This is a genomic window from Stenotrophomonas geniculata, from assembly GCF_034508895.1.
Classification (GTDB): domain Bacteria; phylum Pseudomonadota; class Gammaproteobacteria; order Xanthomonadales; family Xanthomonadaceae; genus Stenotrophomonas; species Stenotrophomonas geniculata.
This window is the reverse complement of record NZ_CP140571.1, coordinates 2082687-2098960: the sequence shown is the minus strand read 5'-3', so window position 1 is coordinate 2098960 and position 16274 is coordinate 2082687. Positions and strand designations below refer to the sequence as shown.

Annotated in this window: 16 protein-coding genes; 10 read left to right on the top strand and 6 right to left on the bottom strand. The window is 67.4% G+C overall.

All coding sequences use genetic code 11. The features are described from left to right. Positions 1-27: 27 nt before the first annotated feature. Positions 28-1230: a GGDEF domain-containing protein gene (locus RI032_RS09735; RefSeq protein ID WP_279939578.1), complete on the bottom strand. Its 1203-nt coding sequence runs from the start codon at positions 1228-1230 to the stop codon at positions 28-30. Positions 1231-1383: 153 nt separating this feature from the next. Here RI032_RS09735 and RI032_RS09730 point away from each other — a divergent pair, with 153 nt between their 5' ends. Both RI032_RS09730 and RI032_RS09725 read left to right on the top strand, forming a co-directional pair. Continuing rightward, a complete protein-coding gene (locus tag RI032_RS09730) occupies positions 1384-1869 on the top strand; it encodes a DUF1203 domain-containing protein (protein ID WP_279939577.1) in 486 nt (161 codons plus the stop codon). A 233-nt stretch (positions 1870-2102) separates the two neighbouring features. Next, positions 2103-3275, top strand: coding sequence for a lytic polysaccharide monooxygenase (locus RI032_RS09725; RefSeq protein ID WP_164191666.1), 1173 nt, complete (start codon positions 2103-2105; stop codon positions 3273-3275). Between the two features lie 72 nt (positions 3276-3347). Here the strand turns inward: RI032_RS09725 and RI032_RS09720 are convergent, their stop codons facing one another. Continuing rightward, the gene (locus RI032_RS09720; protein WP_100051388.1) at positions 3348-4097 is read right to left on the bottom strand and encodes a ferredoxin--NADP reductase; all 750 of its coding nucleotides are present in this window, start codon (positions 4095-4097) and stop codon (positions 3348-3350) included. Positions 4098-4181: 84 nt separating this feature from the next. Here RI032_RS09720 and RI032_RS09715 point away from each other — a divergent pair, with 84 nt between their 5' ends. From RI032_RS09715 to RI032_RS09690, 6 genes are all read left to right on the top strand, one after another. Beyond that, positions 4182-5150, top strand: a complete 969-nt coding sequence (locus tag RI032_RS09715) for an ABC transporter ATP-binding protein (RefSeq protein ID WP_019336751.1) — start codon at positions 4182-4184, stop codon at positions 5148-5150. Then, a complete protein-coding gene (locus RI032_RS09710; protein ID WP_019336752.1) occupies positions 5147-5938 on the top strand; it encodes an ABC transporter permease in 792 nt (263 codons plus the stop codon). Before RI032_RS09715 ends, RI032_RS09710 begins: the two co-directional genes overlap by 4 nt. 320 nt (positions 5939-6258) lie before the next feature. Continuing rightward, positions 6259-7026, top strand: coding sequence for a hypothetical protein (locus tag RI032_RS09705; protein WP_322548195.1), 768 nt, complete (start codon positions 6259-6261; stop codon positions 7024-7026). Positions 7027-7213: 187 nt separating this feature from the next. Beyond that, the gene (gene panE, locus RI032_RS09700; protein ID WP_191862672.1) at positions 7214-8152 is read left to right on the top strand and encodes a 2-dehydropantoate 2-reductase; all 939 of its coding nucleotides are present in this window, start codon (positions 7214-7216) and stop codon (positions 8150-8152) included. Further along, complete coding sequence (locus tag RI032_RS09695) at positions 8149-9075, top strand: NAD-dependent epimerase/dehydratase family protein (RefSeq protein WP_322548194.1); 927 nt, start codon at positions 8149-8151, stop codon at positions 9073-9075. The genes panE and RI032_RS09695 overlap by 4 nt, the downstream gene beginning before the upstream one ends. A gap of 286 nt (positions 9076-9361) precedes the next feature. Further along, positions 9362-10324, top strand: a complete 963-nt coding sequence (locus RI032_RS09690) for an IS110 family transposase (RefSeq protein ID WP_019336818.1) — start codon at positions 9362-9364, stop codon at positions 10322-10324. Between the two features lie 29 nt (positions 10325-10353). Here the strand turns inward: RI032_RS09690 and RI032_RS09685 are convergent, their stop codons facing one another. Beyond that, a complete protein-coding gene (locus RI032_RS09685) occupies positions 10354-11151 on the bottom strand; it encodes a TatD family hydrolase (protein WP_322548193.1) in 798 nt (265 codons plus the stop codon). Positions 11152-11218: 67 nt separating this feature from the next. Between RI032_RS09685 and hrpB the strand changes: the two genes are divergently transcribed. Next, entirely contained in the window at positions 11219-13723 is a 2505-nt protein-coding gene (gene hrpB / locus RI032_RS09680) for an ATP-dependent helicase HrpB (protein WP_322548192.1), read from the top strand. A gap of 144 nt (positions 13724-13867) precedes the next feature. Continuing rightward, on the top strand, positions 13868-14242 hold the full coding sequence (locus RI032_RS09675) for a hypothetical protein (protein WP_049413103.1): 375 nt from the start codon (positions 13868-13870) through the stop codon (positions 14240-14242). A gap of 60 nt (positions 14243-14302) precedes the next feature. Here the strand turns inward: RI032_RS09675 and RI032_RS09670 are convergent, their stop codons facing one another. From RI032_RS09670 to RI032_RS09660, 3 genes are all read right to left on the bottom strand, one after another. After that, the gene (locus RI032_RS09670) at positions 14303-14842 is read right to left on the bottom strand and encodes a pseudouridine synthase (protein WP_164192964.1); all 540 of its coding nucleotides are present in this window, start codon (positions 14840-14842) and stop codon (positions 14303-14305) included. Positions 14843-14930: 88 nt separating this feature from the next. Beyond that, positions 14931-15182 (bottom strand): hypothetical protein, encoded by a 252-nt coding sequence (locus RI032_RS09665; RefSeq protein WP_224329425.1) that lies wholly within the window; start codon positions 15180-15182, stop codon positions 14931-14933. 112 nt (positions 15183-15294) lie between these two features. Next, positions 15295-16152, bottom strand: coding sequence for a class I SAM-dependent methyltransferase (locus RI032_RS09660; RefSeq protein ID WP_322548191.1), 858 nt, complete (start codon positions 16150-16152; stop codon positions 15295-15297). Positions 16153-16274 lie beyond the last annotated feature (122 nt).

The following is a 16274-nucleotide window of genomic DNA, read 5'->3' as shown; positions in this document are numbered from 1 at the left end:
GGGCTGCCGCGGAAGATGTGACTCAACTTACACGGGCACGGCGTCGTCGGCGATGGGCAGACGCGAAATCTCCGCCGGCGTGGCGCAGGCCAGGCGATCGCGGCCGGCGGCCTTGGCCCGGTACAGCGCCGCGTCTGCCGCTGCCAGCAGCGTGGACAGGTCGCCGTGGCCGTCGTCCATGGCCAGGCCGATGCTGGCGGTGACCGTCACCGGCCCGGTGGTCAGCCGCGCCGGCTTCTGCTGCAGAGCGGTACGGATCGCCGCAGCCCCCGCCATCGCTACACCCTGCGTGCTGCCGGCCAGCACCAGCACGAACTCCTCGCCACCGTAGCGGCCCAGCAGCGTGTCGTGGCCCTGCAAACCGTGCTGCAGCAGCGCAGCGAAGTGGCGCAGTACCTGGTCTCCGGCCAGATGACCCCAGCGGTCGTTGATCTGCTTGAAGTGATCGACGTCGACCAGCAACAGGGCCAGTGGCCGGCCCTGCCGACGCATCCGCTGCAACTGTGCCTGTCCATCGGCCAGCACCGCGCTGCGGTTGAGCAGCCCGGTCAGCCCATCGGTGCGCGCCGCACGCCGCAGATCGACCAGCATGCGCTCGACCAGCAGCAGCACCATCGCAAAGCACCGCGCCAGTTCCAGCATCACGCCGGCAAGGTAGGTGACGAACATCGGTGTACCGGTGCGCATGATGTCCTCGCCGGCATCGGGTGCCACCGGCAGGAACAGGCGCACCGCGTACAGGGCCGCCTCGGCCAGGAACACCGCCGCCGCCAGACGGCAGCTGGTGCGCTGCTGCACGGGGGCATGCCGCAGCAGCAGCCACGCGATCCAGCCATCGACCAGCAGCGTGAACACACTGAACACCTGCAGGCGCACGCCCAGGTCCGGCCACAGCACCAGGAAGGCGAAGATGCAGGCCATGAAGGCGGCCGCCATCAACAATGGACGCCACAGCGGCAGCGGCTGTTCCAGATGCAGCGCCACGCCGCGCAGCATCAGCACCGCGCAGCCGGCCATCGCCGCATTCCCGGCCAGTATGGCCGGCGCCAACGGCAGGTAGGGTCGCAGCGCCAGCAGGGTCACACCCAGGGTCAGCAGCCACAGGCTGGCGGTCCACAGGCGCAGCACCGGTTGCCCGCGCAGCACCACCAGCAGCAATGAGAACCCCACGGCAATGCCGATGCAGAGCAGGAAGCCAAGCACGGTAATGGTCGGGAAATCCAGGGACATGCGGCGCTCATCGGCCGGGGGGCGCGCGCATCTTAGCGCCTTGTGGTGCGATCCCTCCGGCGCTTCCCGCCCCGATGGCGATGCGGGGTCTGAAAACGGCGAGCATGGCGGCCGGCGCATGCGCAGAATCCGCGGAAAACCAAGGAGACGCCCATGCATGCGTGGTACCTCGGTGGCATCGACCACCGCCCGTTCCTGCACCTGTTCGAGAAGAGCGACACCGCGTTGGCTGCGCTGGGCATCCAGCGTCGCTGGGCCGGCGAAACAGGAGGACACCCCTGCCGGATCAGCCTGAGCGATCCAACCGGTGGCAGCGAGCTGCTGCTGTTGTCCCATGTGCACCTGCCCCTGCATTCGCCCTATCACGCCTCGGGCCCGATCTTCGTGCAGCGTGGCGTGACCCGATGCGTGCTGCCGCCAGGTGAAGTACCGCCGTACGTACAGCGCCGGATGATCTCGTTGCGCGCCTATGACCAGGCTGCATGGATGCTGGCCGCAGAGATCAGCGCGGGCACGGACGTCTCCGCTCGGCTGGACGCGCTGTTTGCCGATCCTGCCGTGGCCTTCGTGCAGCTGCACAACGCGGCGCACGGCTGCTTCTCATGCCAGGCGGATCGCGTGGGTATGCCGCCGACGTAGCAGGATCTCCACGACGTGATCGTTGCCACGCCGAAGACGTGATCGTCAGCGCATCCGTTCAGTCCCGCGTGAAGCCTGCGGGAAGGGCTTCACACCCACAGTCACGGATCGGCATTTCCATGGTTCCGCACCCTGCGCTGCGACTCGATACTCGCCCTGGTGCCGCCGAAAGTCCGCCGTGCAGCGCAGCTCCTGCGGTCACCGCTCTCTTTCGACGACCACAAGGAAGCGCCATGTCATTCCGATCCATACCGTTGCTGATGGCCACCTCGTTCGCGGCTGCGGGCCTATGCCTGGCCGGGAATGCATCCGCCCACGGCACCATGACCACGCCGATCAGCCGCGTCTATGCCTGTTTCCAGGGCAATCCCGAGAATCCGACCAACCCCGCCTGTGCCGCCGCCAAGGCGGTCGGGGGATCGCAGGCGTTCTACGACTGGAACGGCATCAACCAGGCCAACGCCAACGGCAACCACCAGGCCGTGGTGCCCGACGGCAAGCTGTGCAGCGGCAACAATCCCACCTTCCGCGGCCTGGACGTGAACCGCAGCGACTGGCAGACCACGCCCATCCACGCCGATGCCAATGGCAAGTTCACCTTCGTGTTCAAGGCGACCGCGCCACATGCCACGCGTGACTGGCGCTTCTACGTCACCCGCGAAGGCTGGCAGCCGGGCAGCCCGCTGGGCTGGGCCGATCTGCAGGAGTTCTGCACCCTGGGCAATACGCCGCTGTCGGCCGATGGCACCTACAAGCTGCAGTGCACGCTGCCGCAGCGCACCGGCCAGCATGTGATCTACAACACCTGGCAGCGCTCGGATTCGACCGAAGCGTTCTACACCTGCATGGACGTGCGCTTTGAAGGCGGCGGCGGAGGTACGACGCCGGCACCGCAATGGCAGGATGCTGGCCCGGTGACCGCACGCGGTGAGTTGCCGGTGGGTACCACACTGGCACTGCGGGTGTTCAACGCCAGCGGCAACGATGTCGAACGTGTGGAAACGACCTTGGCCAGCGGCCAGACGTCTGCCTCGCAGTGGCCCTTGGCGCTGGCGCGCAAGGTCAATGGCAGTGCACAACATGCGCGCGTGGGCGTGCTTGCCAATGGCGTGATCACGCCGTCGGCGTCGGCCACCGACAATCGCGTGTACCTGAAGGACGGCAACCGCTTCCAGCTCGATACCAGGGTGCCGGACCCGGGTACGCCGTCGCCGGGCGGTGATTTCGACCACGTGTACCCGGCGGGCATCGGCAGCTATGTACCGGGCCAGACCGTGGTGAAGAGCAGCGACGGCAAGCTGTATGCCTGCCGCCCGTTCCCGGAAGGTGCGTGGTGCAACGTCAATGCCGAGGCGTACCGGCCGGGCGTGGGTGCGGCCTGGCGCGATGCGTGGATCGCGTACTGACGCAGGCGACCGGGGGCGGCGTGATGCCGCCTCCGGTTCAGGGAATGCCGGCCAGCGGCCGGCACGCCCCGCCTACTTGCTGCTGACGTACTTCTCGCGGCGGATCTGCGGGTTGCCCAGGCCGGCGGCCTTCAGCAGCTCGGCGCAGGCATCGACCATGTCCGGGTTGCCGCACAGGTAGGCGATGTCGGTGGCCGGGTCCGGCGTGAAGCCGGCCAGCGCCTGCTGCACGTAGCCGTGCTGCACGTCCGGGTGAGGATCAGCCGGCAGTTCGCGCGACAGGCACGGAACATAACGGAAGTTCGGGTGCTTTTCGGCGAAGCTGTAGAAATCTTCGCTGTACAGCAGCTCACCCGGGCTGCGCGCGCCCTGCAGCAGCACGATCTGCACGCCCCGTTCGGCCATCGCCGTTTCCAGCAGCGGCAGCATCGAGCGGTACGGGGTGACGCCGGTGCCGGTGGCGATCAGCAGGTAGCGGGCGTTGTGGTCGCCGGGATTCAGGCAGAACCGGCCATAGGGGCCGGACGCACTGATCTGGCCGCCCGGCTCCAGCGCCTCGAACAGGGCCGTGGCGGCGCCACCGGGCACGAAACTGACCGCGATATCCACCGCCTCGCCCGGGCCCAGCGCATGGTCGTGGATGGTCGCCAGCGAGTAGCTGCGCTTGGTTTCAGTGCCGTCGGCGTAGCTGAAATGGACCTGGATGAACTGCCCGGGCTGGAAATCCAGCGGCTGCCCATCGTCACGCACGAACTGGTAGTGGCCGACGGTCGGGGCCAGCATGCGGCAGCCGACCAGCTTGAGGGGGAATTGAACAGGCACGACTTTTCGGGACAGTGTGTAGCCGGGGCAAGCCCTCGGGGTCTTCTATAATAGCCCCTCCCCGCCCCTCTCCAGCGCCAGCCCATGGGCGCGAAGGCTTCGAGCTTGGCATCCCAGAACGATATGGCGCCCGCCCTGCGCGTGCGCGACCTGCGCAAGACCTACGACAACGGCACCCAGGCCCTGAAGGGGGTTTCCCTGGAAGTGGCCCCGGGCGATTTCTTCGCCCTGCTCGGCCCCAACGGCGCCGGCAAGTCGACCCTGATCGGCATCATCAGCTCCCTGGTCAACCTCAGCGAGGGCCAGGTGGAAGTGTTCGGCAGCGACCTGGTGCGCAACCGCAGCGCCACCATGCGCCTGATCGGGCTGGTGCCGCAGGAAATCAACTTCAACCTGTTCGAGAAGCCCTTCGACATCCTGGTGAACTACGCCGGCTTCTATGGCGTGCCGCGCGAGGAAGCGGAACAGCGCGCCGAAGAGGAGCTGAAGCGCGCGCACCTGTGGGAGAAGGCCCAGGTGATGAGCCGCACGCTGTCCGGCGGCATGAAGCGCCGGCTGATGATCGCCCGCGCGATGATGACCCGCCCGCGCCTGCTGATCCTGGACGAGCCAACCGCCGGCGTGGACATCGAGATCCGTCGCGACATGTGGCGGGTGCTGAAGGAGATCAATGCGGCCGGCACCACGATCATCCTCACCACCCATTACCTGGAAGAAGCCGAGTACCTGTGCCGCCACCTGGCGATCATCAACCATGGGCAGATCGTCGAGCAGGGGCCGATGCGCGCCCTGCTGGCCAAGCTGGACGTGGAAGGCTTCCTGCTGGACATCGACGGTGAGCTGCCGGCGCAGCTGCCGGTGATCGAAGGCGCGACGCTGACCGCGCCGGACCCGCACACGCTGGACATCGACATGCCACGCGCAATGGACCTCAACCGCGTGTTCGCCACGCTCAACGAGGCCGGCATCCGCGTGCGTTCGATGCGTACCAAGAGCAACCGCCTGGAGGAGCTGTTCGTGCGCCTCACTGGCAACCTGGAGACTTCCGCATGAGCACCACCGAGCTGACCGACGGCCAGCGCAACCGCGTCGCGCTGCTGACCATCGTGCGCCGCGAAGTCGCCCGCATCATGCGCATCTGGGGCCAGACCCTGGTGCCGCCGGCGATCACCATGACCCTGTACTTCCTGATCTTCGGCAACCTGATCGGGTCGCGCGTGGGTGACATGGGTGGCTACACCTATATGCAGTTCATCGTGCCGGGCCTGGTGATGATGAGCGTGATCCAGAACAGCTACGGCAACATCAGCTCCTCGTTCTTCGGCGCCAAGTTCGGTCGCCACGTGGAAGAACTGCTGGTCAGCCCGATGCCGAACTGGGTGATCCTGTGGGGCTACGTGGCCGGCGCCGTGCTGCGCGGCCTGATGGTGGGCGTGATCGTGCTGATCATCGCGATGTTCTTCACCCCGGTGCGCATCCCGCACCCGCTGGTGATGCTGACCACAGTGATTCTGGGCGCGACGATCTTCTCGCTGGCCGGTTTCATCAATGCGGTGTATGCGAAGAAGTTCGACGACGTGGCGATCGTGCCGACCTTCATCCTGACCCCGCTGACCTACCTGGGTGGCGTGTTCTATTCGGTGAAGCTGCTGCCGGGCTGGGCCGAAGCAGCCACGCATGCGAACCCGATCTTCTACATGGTCAATGCGTTCCGCTATGGCCTGCTGGGCAGCAGCGATGTGCCGCTGCCGGTGGCGTACGGCCTGATGATCGGCTTCGTGGTGGTGCTGACGGCGCTGGCGCTGTGGCTGCTGCGCCGTGGCGTGGGCATGCGCAGCTGAGTTTTGCGTGCAGGGCCTGCGGCCCTGCACCCGCTGAGTAGTGCCGGCCGCTGGCCGCCGACAGACAAGGCGGAAGCAGCATGAGTTGGGCGGGACGGTGTGGGGATGCAGGACACGCCGTAAACCCGTCCGTGGGGGCTCGATGGCGCCATCCATGGCGCCAACGGTCCTGCATCCCCACACCGTCTCACCCCTGATAGTTTCCTTCCGTCGGTAGGTGTCGACCTTGGTCGACACGATGGATCCACGCCATGCGTGGATGAAGCGTTCCAAGCCGATGCTCGGCGCTTTTCGTCTGGGATTGCGGCTAGGCTGTGGCGATGAAGATCACTTCCATTCCGTTGGACAAGGCCGTGTCGGACGGCCCCATCGATGCCTTCAGCCATGTGGTGCTGGGCGATTCGCCCACATTGGATGAGGTACTGGATTGCCTGGCGTCGCTGCACGTGGCCAATCCCCGCCATCGCTATCTGTGCACGCTCGACGATGTCGGTCAGTGCCGTTACACCAGCATGCACGCGTCCGACGACGCGCGCATCGCACTGTACGAGGACGAAGACCCGGCGCCCCCCGAAGATGCGTTGGCGGCACGCGAGCGGTTGCTGGCGCATGTCATCGCGCAGCTGGAGCACTCCTTCCATCGGCTGGAATGGACCACCCTGCCGGGTACCTTGCTGTGCAATGACGCAGACATCGAGACGCTGGTCACGGCCAATGCCGCACCCGACCTCATCGTCGACGAAGCGGTCTGCGTACAGCAGGTGCCGGTGGACCGCGATGACCTGCTGATCGCCGCCCTGCCCAACGGCTACTTCAGCGCGGACTGGGACATCTTCCAGAACCACGCCCTGATACGGCACCTGCAGGAGCGCTACGACTACCGCCTGTTCGGACTCGGCGCATCGTGGCTGGGCTTCCAGCGCGACAGCGCGCCATCGCCAGCAGAGGCAAACGCGTTGGTCGCTGACCTGCAGCGTGTCTACGCTGCCGGAACGCACGACATCTGGTCACAACTGGCTGCAACGCTGGCCACCCGAACCACGCTTCTATTGGGATACACCGAGGACTTCAGCGAACAGCTGCCCTGAGCACCGCTCTACACGAACGAGCGCAGCGAACGACCCGCTTCCGCTCTTGATCTGCTTCCCGTGGTGGCCGCGCCCGGCCAACCCCGATGAACAGTGCTTTCCGCGAACCACCACGGGGGCACCGCCGTTGGCCGCATTCTCCGGCACAATCGGACTCATGATTCCCCCAGAACACGGTGAACCTGCAATGCGCATCCTGATCCTTGGCGCCGGCGGTACCGGCGGTTACTTCGGTGGTCGCCTGGCCCAGGCCGGCGTGGACGTGACCTTCCTCGTCCGCCCCGCACGCGCCGCCCAGCTGGACCGCGACGGCCTGGTCATCCGCAGCCCGCTCGGCGACGCCCGCTTCCCGGTGCAGCACGTCACCGCCGATACGCTGCCCGCATTGGCCGCGCAGAAGCCGTTCGATCTGGTCATCCTCAGCTGCAAGGCCTACGACCTGGACAGCTCGATCGACGCCATTGCTCCGGCCGTGGGCGCGAACACCACCGTACTGCCGATCCTCAACGGCCTGCATCACTACGACGCGCTGGATCTGCGCTTCGGCCGCGAGGCGGTGCTCGGCGGCCTGTGCTTCATCAGCGCCACCAAGGCCGCTGACGGCGCCGTGCTGCATCTGGGCAAGCCAGCCAAGCTCACCTTCGGCGAGCGCGATGGTGGCGCGATCTCCGCGCGAGTGCGTGCCTTCGCTGCTGCCTGCGCACAGGCCAACCTCGACCACCTGGCCAGCGAGCGCATCGGTCAGGAGCAGTGGATCAAGTACACCTTCCTGACCGCACTGGCCGCCGCCACCTGCCTGCTGCGCGCGGACATCGGCACCATCGTCGCCACCGATGATGGCGAGGCGATCGTGCGCGGCCTGTACGACGAATGCCTGGCCGTGGCCGAAGCGGCCGGTGAGCCGATTCCCGATGCCGCGCAGGACACCGCACGCGGCACCCTCACCCAGGCGGGCTCGGCGTTGAAGGCATCGATGCTGCGTGATCTGGAGGCTGGCCAGCAGGTGGAGGCCGAACAGATCGTCGGCGACATGCTGGTGCGTGCGCGCAAAGCCGACCAGGAAGGCCTGCTGCTGCAGGTGGCGTACAGCAGCCTGCAGGCCTATCAGGCCCAGCGCGGCGCGTGAGCCTCGCGCTGCAGGCGGGCGCGCTGCCGGCGCGGGTGCTGATCCTCGGCCTGGGCTGGAGTGGCCGCGTGTTGGCCGCGCAGCTGCGGGCGCGCGGCGTGCAGGTTGCGGGAACAGTACGCGATCCGGCAGCGGCCCCCGGCGATGGCCTGCGTCGGCACCGGTTGCAGGCTGACGCCTCGCCTTCGCCGGCCCTGCTCGAGGAGATCGCACACGCCGAGGCCGTGCTGTGCAGCGTGCCGCCCGATGCCGAGGGCGATCCTGCCTTGCGCCTGCTGCTGCCCGCGCTGTTGGCCAGCCCGGCACTGCGCTGGGTCGGTTATCTGTCGTCCACCTCGGTGTATGCCGACCGCGCTGGCGGTTGGATCGACGAAACCAGCGACGCAGATGCCACCGGGGCCGTCGGTGTGCAGCGCCTGCTCGCGGAAGCCCAGTGGCGCGCGCTGGCCGGACAACGCGGCATCGCCTCGGCGGTGTTCCGCCTGCCTGGCCTGTACGGGCCGGGGCGCAATGTGCTGCTGCAGCTGGCGCAGGCACGCGCCCGCCACGTAGTGCGCCCTGGGCTGGTGTTCAACCGGCTGCACGTGGATGACCTGGCAACGGTCGTTATCGCGTCGATGCAGCGGCCGTGCGTGGAGGGGCTATACCTGCCGGCCGACGACGAACCGGCACCACCACAGGATGTGCTGGCCTTCGCCGCGCAGCTGGGCGGGCTTGCGATGCCGCCGGCCGTGGCCTGGGACGATCCAGCGCTGAGCCCGACGCTGCAGCGCTTCTACCAGAGCAACAAGCGCATCGACAGTCGTGGCACGCGTGCGGCGCTGGGGTGGGCACCGCGGTTTCCGACGTATCGGGAAGGACTGCAGGCGCTGGCCGCTTCGCTCGCCGGGCATGGCCCGGCGCTACCGGACAGCGTTTTGTAGAGCCGAGCCCATGCTCGGCTGCTCTTTGCGTCTTTCGCGCTGCGCGCGATAAGCCGAGCATGGGCTTGTATGTTCCTCCCGGCTCCTACGAGGTATGTAGGAGCTAGGGTGGAGGGACCGTCAACATGATATCTGCGGGTACCAGCCGACAGACGAGCCGAGCGATCCCCATCCCGCACCTTAACGTCGATAAGGGATCTAGCGGCCTTTGAGGACCGCCGATGTAGGCAAGCCAACGTGGTGCGGTACCACCCCAGCCCCTCAACAATAGCTGGGAGTTGCGCAGATGTCAGATCGTTTGGCCTTCGGCATCGATGCCGATTCAAAGACCCTTGTGGTGGCCCATCACGGCACCAAGGGCAGCGCCCGCATCACCAATTCAGCGTCGGCCATCACTAAGTGGGTGTCCGCCCTGCCGGCCAGATCTCGCATTGGAGTGGAGGCAACCAATCGCTACCACGAGCTTGTGGTTCAGGCTGCCCAGAAGGCCGGTCACGCCGTCTTTGTGCTCAATCCGCGCGACATCAAACATTACGCCAAGGGCGTGGCCTGCCGCGGCAAAACCGACTCAGGTGACGCGCAGGTTATCGCCCGTTACATCGCTAAGGAGGCCGACAATCTGCATGAGCATGTCGCCCGTTCACCTGCGCAGGAGCAGCTGCATGTGCTACTCCAGCAACGCGACAGCCTGGTCCGGAGCAAGGCGAAGTTGAATCTCTCGCTAGGCGCGGGAGCGTCGGAGTCGGCCATCTTTGGGCGCATCTTCGGTGGTCTGAAAGAGGCCATTGCCATGCTCGACCAACAGATTCAGCAACTGTGCCGCAGCGGCGAACAGCGCGACCTGTATCGGCGGATCATGACCATCCCGGGGATCGGACCGACGGTTGCGGCCTTTATCACCCATCACATCACGCGCTGGCCCTTGACCAGCTCAGACGCTTGGATTGCCTGCAGCGGTCTGGATCCGCGACCCAACGAATCCGGTGCGCGGATCGGCAGACGGCGCCTGTCCAAGCGTGGCAACGCCAGCCTGCGCCAGATCCTCTACATGGCGGCCATGGGCCTGACCCGATCCAAAGGCGGTAAAGCCCTTTATACGGCCATCCGCGAACGTGGTCACAGCAGTACCGCCAGCTTTAACATCCTGGCCAGAAAGCTGGCCAGGATCGCCTGGGGGGTCTTTAAAAGCGGTCGGGACTTTGACCCCGCCATGCTGAAAGTGGGTCAAGCCTGCTTCCAGCAGGCTTGACCGCGAACATAGGATCTCGGCTCTACGGATCAACCCGCGTCGGGCAGCCGGAAGAAAGTGCGCGTGGCCGCCGTGGCATTGACCGCCGTCACCGCCACGTCCTCGCCACGGTCGCGCGCCAGCTCTTCCACGATGTGCGAGAGGAACATCGGCTCGTTGCGGCGATCCTTCGGCATCGGCTTCAGGGTGCGCGGCAGCAGGTACGGCGCGTCGGTCTCGATCATCAGGCGGTTGGCCGGGATGTTCTTCACCAGTTCGCGCAGGTGCGCGCCACGGCGCTCGTCACACAGCCAGCCGGTGATGCCGATGTACCAGTCCTGGTCCAGGTAGTCGAACAGTTCGTCGCGTTCGCCGGTGAAGCAATGCACCACCGCCGGGCCGATGCGGCCTTCGAAGTTCTTCATCTGTGCCATGAAATCGGCATGCGCATCGCGCTGGTGCAGGAACAGCGGCTTTCCATTCTCAGCGGCCAGCTGCAGCTGTCGCTCGAAGGCGCGGTGCTGGGCCGGGCGCGGCGAGAAATCACGGAAGTAGTCCAGCCCACACTCCCCCACCGCCACTACTTCCGGGTGGGCATGCAGCGCGCGCATCTCGGCATCGCATTCCTCGGTGTACTCCACCGCGTGATGCGGGTGCACGCCGGCCGTTGCGTACAGGAAGCCCGGATGCTGCTGGGCCAGCTGCACCGCCAACGGCGAGTGCTCGCGGCTGGCGCCGGTGATGACCATCTGCACCACGCCGGCCTGGCGCGCGCGGTCCAGCACGGCGTCACGGTCGCGGTCGAAGGAATCGTGGGTCAGGTTGGCGCCGATATCGATCAGGTGCATGGTCATCGTGGGGAAAAAGTGCCCGCGCATTGTACCTGCGCCCACCGTGGCCCCTTATCCTTTGCACATGAACGCCCCGCTCTTCCCGATTTCCCCGCTGCTGCCACAGATCCAGCAGCACCTGGCCGCGCAGCCGCGGCTGGTGCTGGAAGCCCCACCCGGCGCCGGCAAGACCACCCAGGTGCCGCTGACGCTGCTCGATGCACCGTGGCTGCAGGGCCGGAAGATCATCCTGCTGGAGCCGCGCCGGGTGGCCGCACGCAGCGCCGCGCTGTTCATGGCGCGGCAGCTCGGTGAAGAGGTGGGCGGCACTGTCGGCTATCGCATCCGCTTCGAGAACAAGGTCTCGGCGCGCACCCGCATTGAAGTCGTCACCGAAGGCATCCTGACCCGCATGCTGCAGGACGACCCGATGCTGGAAGAGGTCGGTGCGATCCTGTTCGACGAATTCCATGAGCGCCATCTCAGCGGTGATCTCGGCCTGGCACTGGCGCTGGACGTGCAGGCACAGCTGCGCGACGACCTGCGCCTGGTGGTGATGTCGGCCACGCTGGATGGCGAACGGCTGGCACGCTTCCTCGATGCGCCGCGGCTGAGCAGCGAAGGCCGCAGCTACCCGGTGACGGTCAGCCATTTCCCGGCGCGCCGCGATGAGGCGCTGGAACTGCAGGTGCGCCGCGCGGTGCAGCAGGCCCTGGCCGAACACCCCGGTGACCTGCTGGTGTTCCTGCCCGGCCAGCGCGAGATCGCGCGGGTGCAGACTGGCCTGCAGGAATCACTGGATGCCGGCGTCGAAGTGCTGGCGCTGCACGGTGAACTGCCGGTGGAACAACAGGCGCGCGTGCTGCAGGCCGCCAGCGATGGTCGCCGCCGCGTGGTGCTGGCCACCAACGTGGCCGAATCCTCGGTGACCCTGCCCGGCGTGCGCGTGGTGATCGACAGTGGCCAGGCACGCGAACCGCGCTACGACCCCAACAGCGGTTTTACCCGGCTGGACGTGGTGGCCATCGCGCAGGCGTCGGCCGACCAGCGCGCCGGCCGCGCCGGACGCGTGGCCGAGGGCGTTGCCTGGCGGTTGTGGCCGCAGTCGCAGCGGTTGGAGCCACAGCGTCGCGCCGAGATCGACCAGGTGGAACTGGCAGGACTGGCACTGGAACTGGCGGCCTGGGGCAGCAGCGACCTGCGCTTCCTCGACCCGCCACCGGCCGGCCCGATGGGCGCGGCACGCGAACTGCTGCAACGGCTCGGCGCCCTGTCCAGCAGCGGTGCGATCACCGCACTTGGCCGGCGCGTGCTGGCGTTGGGCACGCATCCGCGGATGGCGGCGATGCTGCTGGCGGCGCCCGATGCACGTGCGCAGGCGCTGGCCGCTGATCTGGCCGCCCTGCTGGAGGCGCGCGACCCATTGCGCCAGGGCGGTGACGCGCTGGCGGCACGCTGGCGCGCACTGGCCGCGTTCCGCAATGGCCGCGCACCGGGTGACGCCAACCGCAGCGGTCTGGCCGCCATCGATGCGGCCGCCAAGCAGTGGCGACGTCGCCTGCGCTGTGATGCCGCGCCGCCCGCCAGCATCGAGGCCCACGAACTGGGTGACCTGCTCGCACATGCCTTCCCCGATCGGATCGGTTTCCAGCATCCCAGCGATCCATTGCGCTACCTGCTGGCCAATGGTCGCAGCGCGCGCCTGCACGAACTGAGCGACCTGCGTGGCGAACCGTGGCTGGTGGCCAGCGAGCTTCGCTTCGAGGCACGCGATGCGCTGCTGCTGCGTGCCGCACCGGTGGACGAAGGCCAGCTGCGCAAGGCGTGGCCGGAGCGCTTCGTCACCGAGGATGTGGTCCGCTGGGACAGCGAGCGCCGCGCCCTGGTGGCCCTGCGCGAGACCCGTTTCGACCGCATCGTGCTGGACAGCCGCTCGGCCGGCCGGGTCGATCCGCAGCACGCCGCGCAGGCGCTGACTGACGCGGTGGCCGAGCTCGGCCTGCAGGCGCTGCCATGGACCGAAGGCCTGCGCCAGTGGCAGGCACGGGTGGAATCACTGCGGCGCTGGATGCCGGAGCTGGATCTACCCGACTGCAGCGACGCGGCCCTGCTGGCCAACCGTGCGCAGTGGCTGCAGCCCGCGTTCGCCGGCAAGAGCCGTCTGGATGCGCTGGACGAGTCCAGCTTCGGCGAGTCGCTGAAGTCGCCGCTGGAGTGGTCGCAGCGGCAGCTGGTCGAGCGCCATGCGCCGACCCGCATCACCGTACCTTCAGGCTTGGAACGGCCGATCACCTACGCGTTGGACAGCGAAAGTGGCGAGCCGTTGCCGCCGGTGCTGGCGGTGAAGCTGCAGGAACTGTTCGGCCTGGCTGATACGCCGCGCATCGCCGATGGGCGCGTGCCGCTGACCCTGCACCTGCTGTCGCCCGGTGGCCGGCCGCTGCAGGTCACCCAGGACCTGCGCAACTTCTGGGAAAACACCTACGCCGAAGTGAAAAAGGAGATGAAGGGCCGCTACCCGCGCCATCCGTGGCCGGATGACCCGTGGACGGCCACGGCCACGCACCGGGCCAAGCCACGCGGGACCTGACCGGCCCTGCCGGCACCACCGGTTGCGGACCCTGCCTGATCCTGAATGGCTGCGGTAAAGTCACGCCACGTGCGGCCTCGACTGACATACCGTTTACGGGCAACACGCGACACTGGACTTCGACCCGAGGCAAAGGACCCCCGCATGAGCAAGCTGACCGTAATCACCGACCGCGCTCTGGAGCGCGCCCTGGAGCTGGCCCACACCGCCGGCGATGGCCTGAAGAGCGCCGGTGGCAGCCTGCGCAATGCGGACTGGATCAAGACCGGCGCCGCCCTCGGCGCAGTGAAGACCGGCGGCAAGGCCGCGACCAAGTTCGTGCGCCGCAATCCGGCAGTGGCCGTGGCCGCAGCTGCGGTCGGTGTGGGCCTGCTCGGCTATGCGCTGTACCGCAAGCAGCAGAAGAAGAAGGCCGCCAATGGCCACGTGGTGAATGGGCAGGCGCAGCGCATCAATGCACGTGACCGCCGCAATGACACCGTGGTGGATGAGCACAGCGACATCGGCAGCGACGCCTGAGATCGTCGGCCGCTGCCAGGGCCGGGGTCCTTCCGCAGGAAGGGCTCCGGCCTTTTCATTTCAACCGATCTGCCGCCACTGGCCCGGCTGCAGGTCGTCCAGCCGGTAGGGTCCCATCGACACGCGGACCAGCCGCAGCGTCGGCAGGTTCACCGCCGCGGTCATCCGCCGCACCTGGCGGTTGCGGCCCTCGCGGATCGTGATCGCCAGCCAGGCATCGGGCACGGTCTTGCGGAAGCGTACCGGCGGATCCCGCGTCCACAGCGACGGCGCCGGATCGAGGCGCCCGATCTTCGCCGGCAGGGTCGGCCCGTCGTTCAGCTCAACGCCGTCGCGCAGCCGCTGCAGCTGCTCGTCGCTGGGGGTGCCTTCCACCTGCACCCAGTACGTCTTGTCGGCCTTGTGCTTCGGGTCGGTCAGCTTGTGCGCCAGCGCACCGTTGTCGGTCAGCAGCAGCAGGCCCTCGCTGTCATGGTCCAGGCGGCCGGCGGCATACACGCGCGGCGGCAGGCCAAACCCGGCCAGGGTCGGCCGCGGCGGCACGCTGCGGTCGGTGAACTGGCAGAGCACGTTGAAGGGCTTGTTGAAGGCAATCAGCATTGCGGGCACGGCGGGCGGCAGATGGCGCATTGTCCCACGCCGCGCTGCTCGCTCGCCGGGCACCGCTTTGGCCGAGGCTGCGGCGGGATCAGCCGAAGACCTTCCACTCCAGCAGGAACGAACCCAACACCAGTGCGATGCCGCACGCCGCGATGACATTGGCCCGGCGCCGCAGGCGGACCGGTGGCGGATTCATGGCACGCGCACGTTCCTCCAGCAGCGCACCGGCGAACAGCACGGCAAACCCCACCGTCGCCACCAGGTCGTAGGCATGGCCACCGTAGAACACGAAATCAATCAGCCGCGCCAGCACCAGCACGGCCACGGCGATGTAGAACACTTTCTTCAACAGTCCACTCCATGGATGGTAGCGCCGGGCCATGCCCGGCGGATGCACATTGCGTCGATTGCCACGCCGCTGCGCTCGCCGGGCGTGGCCCGGCCCTGCCGATTTACGGCTTGATGAAGCGCAGGGTCATGCGATCGCTCTCGCCGATCGCCTGGTACTTCGCGTCGTCGGCCTTGTCGTGCTGGTTGGTCGGCGGCAGCGTCCACACGCCGTTCGGGTGGTCCTTGGTGTCGCGCGGGTTGGCATTGACCTCGCTGCGCGCATCCAGCTTGAAACCAGCCGCCTCGGCCATCGCGATCACCTGCTGCTGGCCGACATAGCCGGTGTCATCGTCGTCGGCTACATCGGCCTTGGCGCGATGCTCGACCACGCCCAGCACGCCGCCCGGCTTGAGCACGTTGAAGAAGCCCTGGAACATGCCCTGCGCCTGGCCGGCCTTGCGCCAGTTGTGCACGTTGCGGAAGGTCAGCACCACGTCGGCTGAATTGGCCGGGCCGAACACCGGCTTGGCCGGATCGTAGGCGACCACGGCAGTCTTGCCGAACTGCGCCGGTGCGCCGGCGTACTTCTTTTCCAGGCTGTCGCGGCTGCGCTGCTGGTAGTCACGGCCGCGGCCTTCGGTTACGGCCATCGGGTCGACCACGGCGGCGACGTAATGACCCCTGTCATGCAGCAGCGGCGCCAGGATCTCCGAGTACCAGCCGTTGCCGGGGGTGATCTCGATGACGGTCTTTTCCGGAGCCACCCTGAAGAACGACAGCGTCTGCGCCGGATGACGGAAGCCATCGCGCTTGACGTTGTTGGCATCGCGGGTGGGCGCCTTCACCGCCGCGTCGATGGCCGGCGAGACCTCGATCTTCGCCGGCGCGACCGTGGCCGGTGCGGCGAACGCGGGAACAGCAGCAAGCAGGGCCGAAGCAAGCAGCAGTCGGCAACCACGCAGGGACGAAGCAGGCATCATCGGGACGACTCCAGCGGAAGATGCGGCGAGACTAGCAGTCACAGCGTCCCAGGTGTTCACAAAACGTTAGCGGCGTGCGCGCCGCGGAACACTGTTTTGTGGTCGTCGCCGCAGCACGGTCA

Coding starts and splice junctions, on each gene's coding strand:
- RI032_RS09735 (WP_279939578.1), bottom strand. CDS start 1,230: ATGTCCCTGGATTTCCCGACCATTACCGTGCTTGGCTTCCTGCTCTGC.
- RI032_RS09730 (WP_279939577.1), top strand. CDS start 1,384: ATGCATGCGTGGTACCTCGGTGGCATCGACCACCGCCCGTTCCTGCAC.
- RI032_RS09725 (WP_164191666.1), top strand. CDS start 2,103: ATGTCATTCCGATCCATACCGTTGCTGATGGCCACCTCGTTCGCGGCT.
- RI032_RS09715 (WP_019336751.1), top strand. CDS start 4,182: ATGGGCGCGAAGGCTTCGAGCTTGGCATCCCAGAACGATATGGCGCCC.
- RI032_RS09710 (WP_019336752.1), top strand. CDS start 5,147: ATGAGCACCACCGAGCTGACCGACGGCCAGCGCAACCGCGTCGCGCTG.
- RI032_RS09705 (WP_322548195.1), top strand. CDS start 6,259: ATGAAGATCACTTCCATTCCGTTGGACAAGGCCGTGTCGGACGGCCCC.
- panE (WP_191862672.1), top strand. CDS start 7,214: ATGCGCATCCTGATCCTTGGCGCCGGCGGTACCGGCGGTTACTTCGGT.
- RI032_RS09690 (WP_019336818.1), top strand. CDS start 9,362: ATGTCAGATCGTTTGGCCTTCGGCATCGATGCCGATTCAAAGACCCTT.
- RI032_RS09685 (WP_322548193.1), bottom strand. CDS start 11,151: ATGCACCTGATCGATATCGGCGCCAACCTGACCCACGATTCCTTCGAC.
- hrpB (WP_322548192.1), top strand. CDS start 11,219: ATGAACGCCCCGCTCTTCCCGATTTCCCCGCTGCTGCCACAGATCCAG.
- RI032_RS09675 (WP_049413103.1), top strand. CDS start 13,868: ATGAGCAAGCTGACCGTAATCACCGACCGCGCTCTGGAGCGCGCCCTG.
- RI032_RS09670 (WP_164192964.1), bottom strand. CDS start 14,842: ATGCTGATTGCCTTCAACAAGCCCTTCAACGTGCTCTGCCAGTTCACC.
- RI032_RS09660 (WP_322548191.1), bottom strand. CDS start 16,152: ATGATGCCTGCTTCGTCCCTGCGTGGTTGCCGACTGCTGCTTGCTTCG.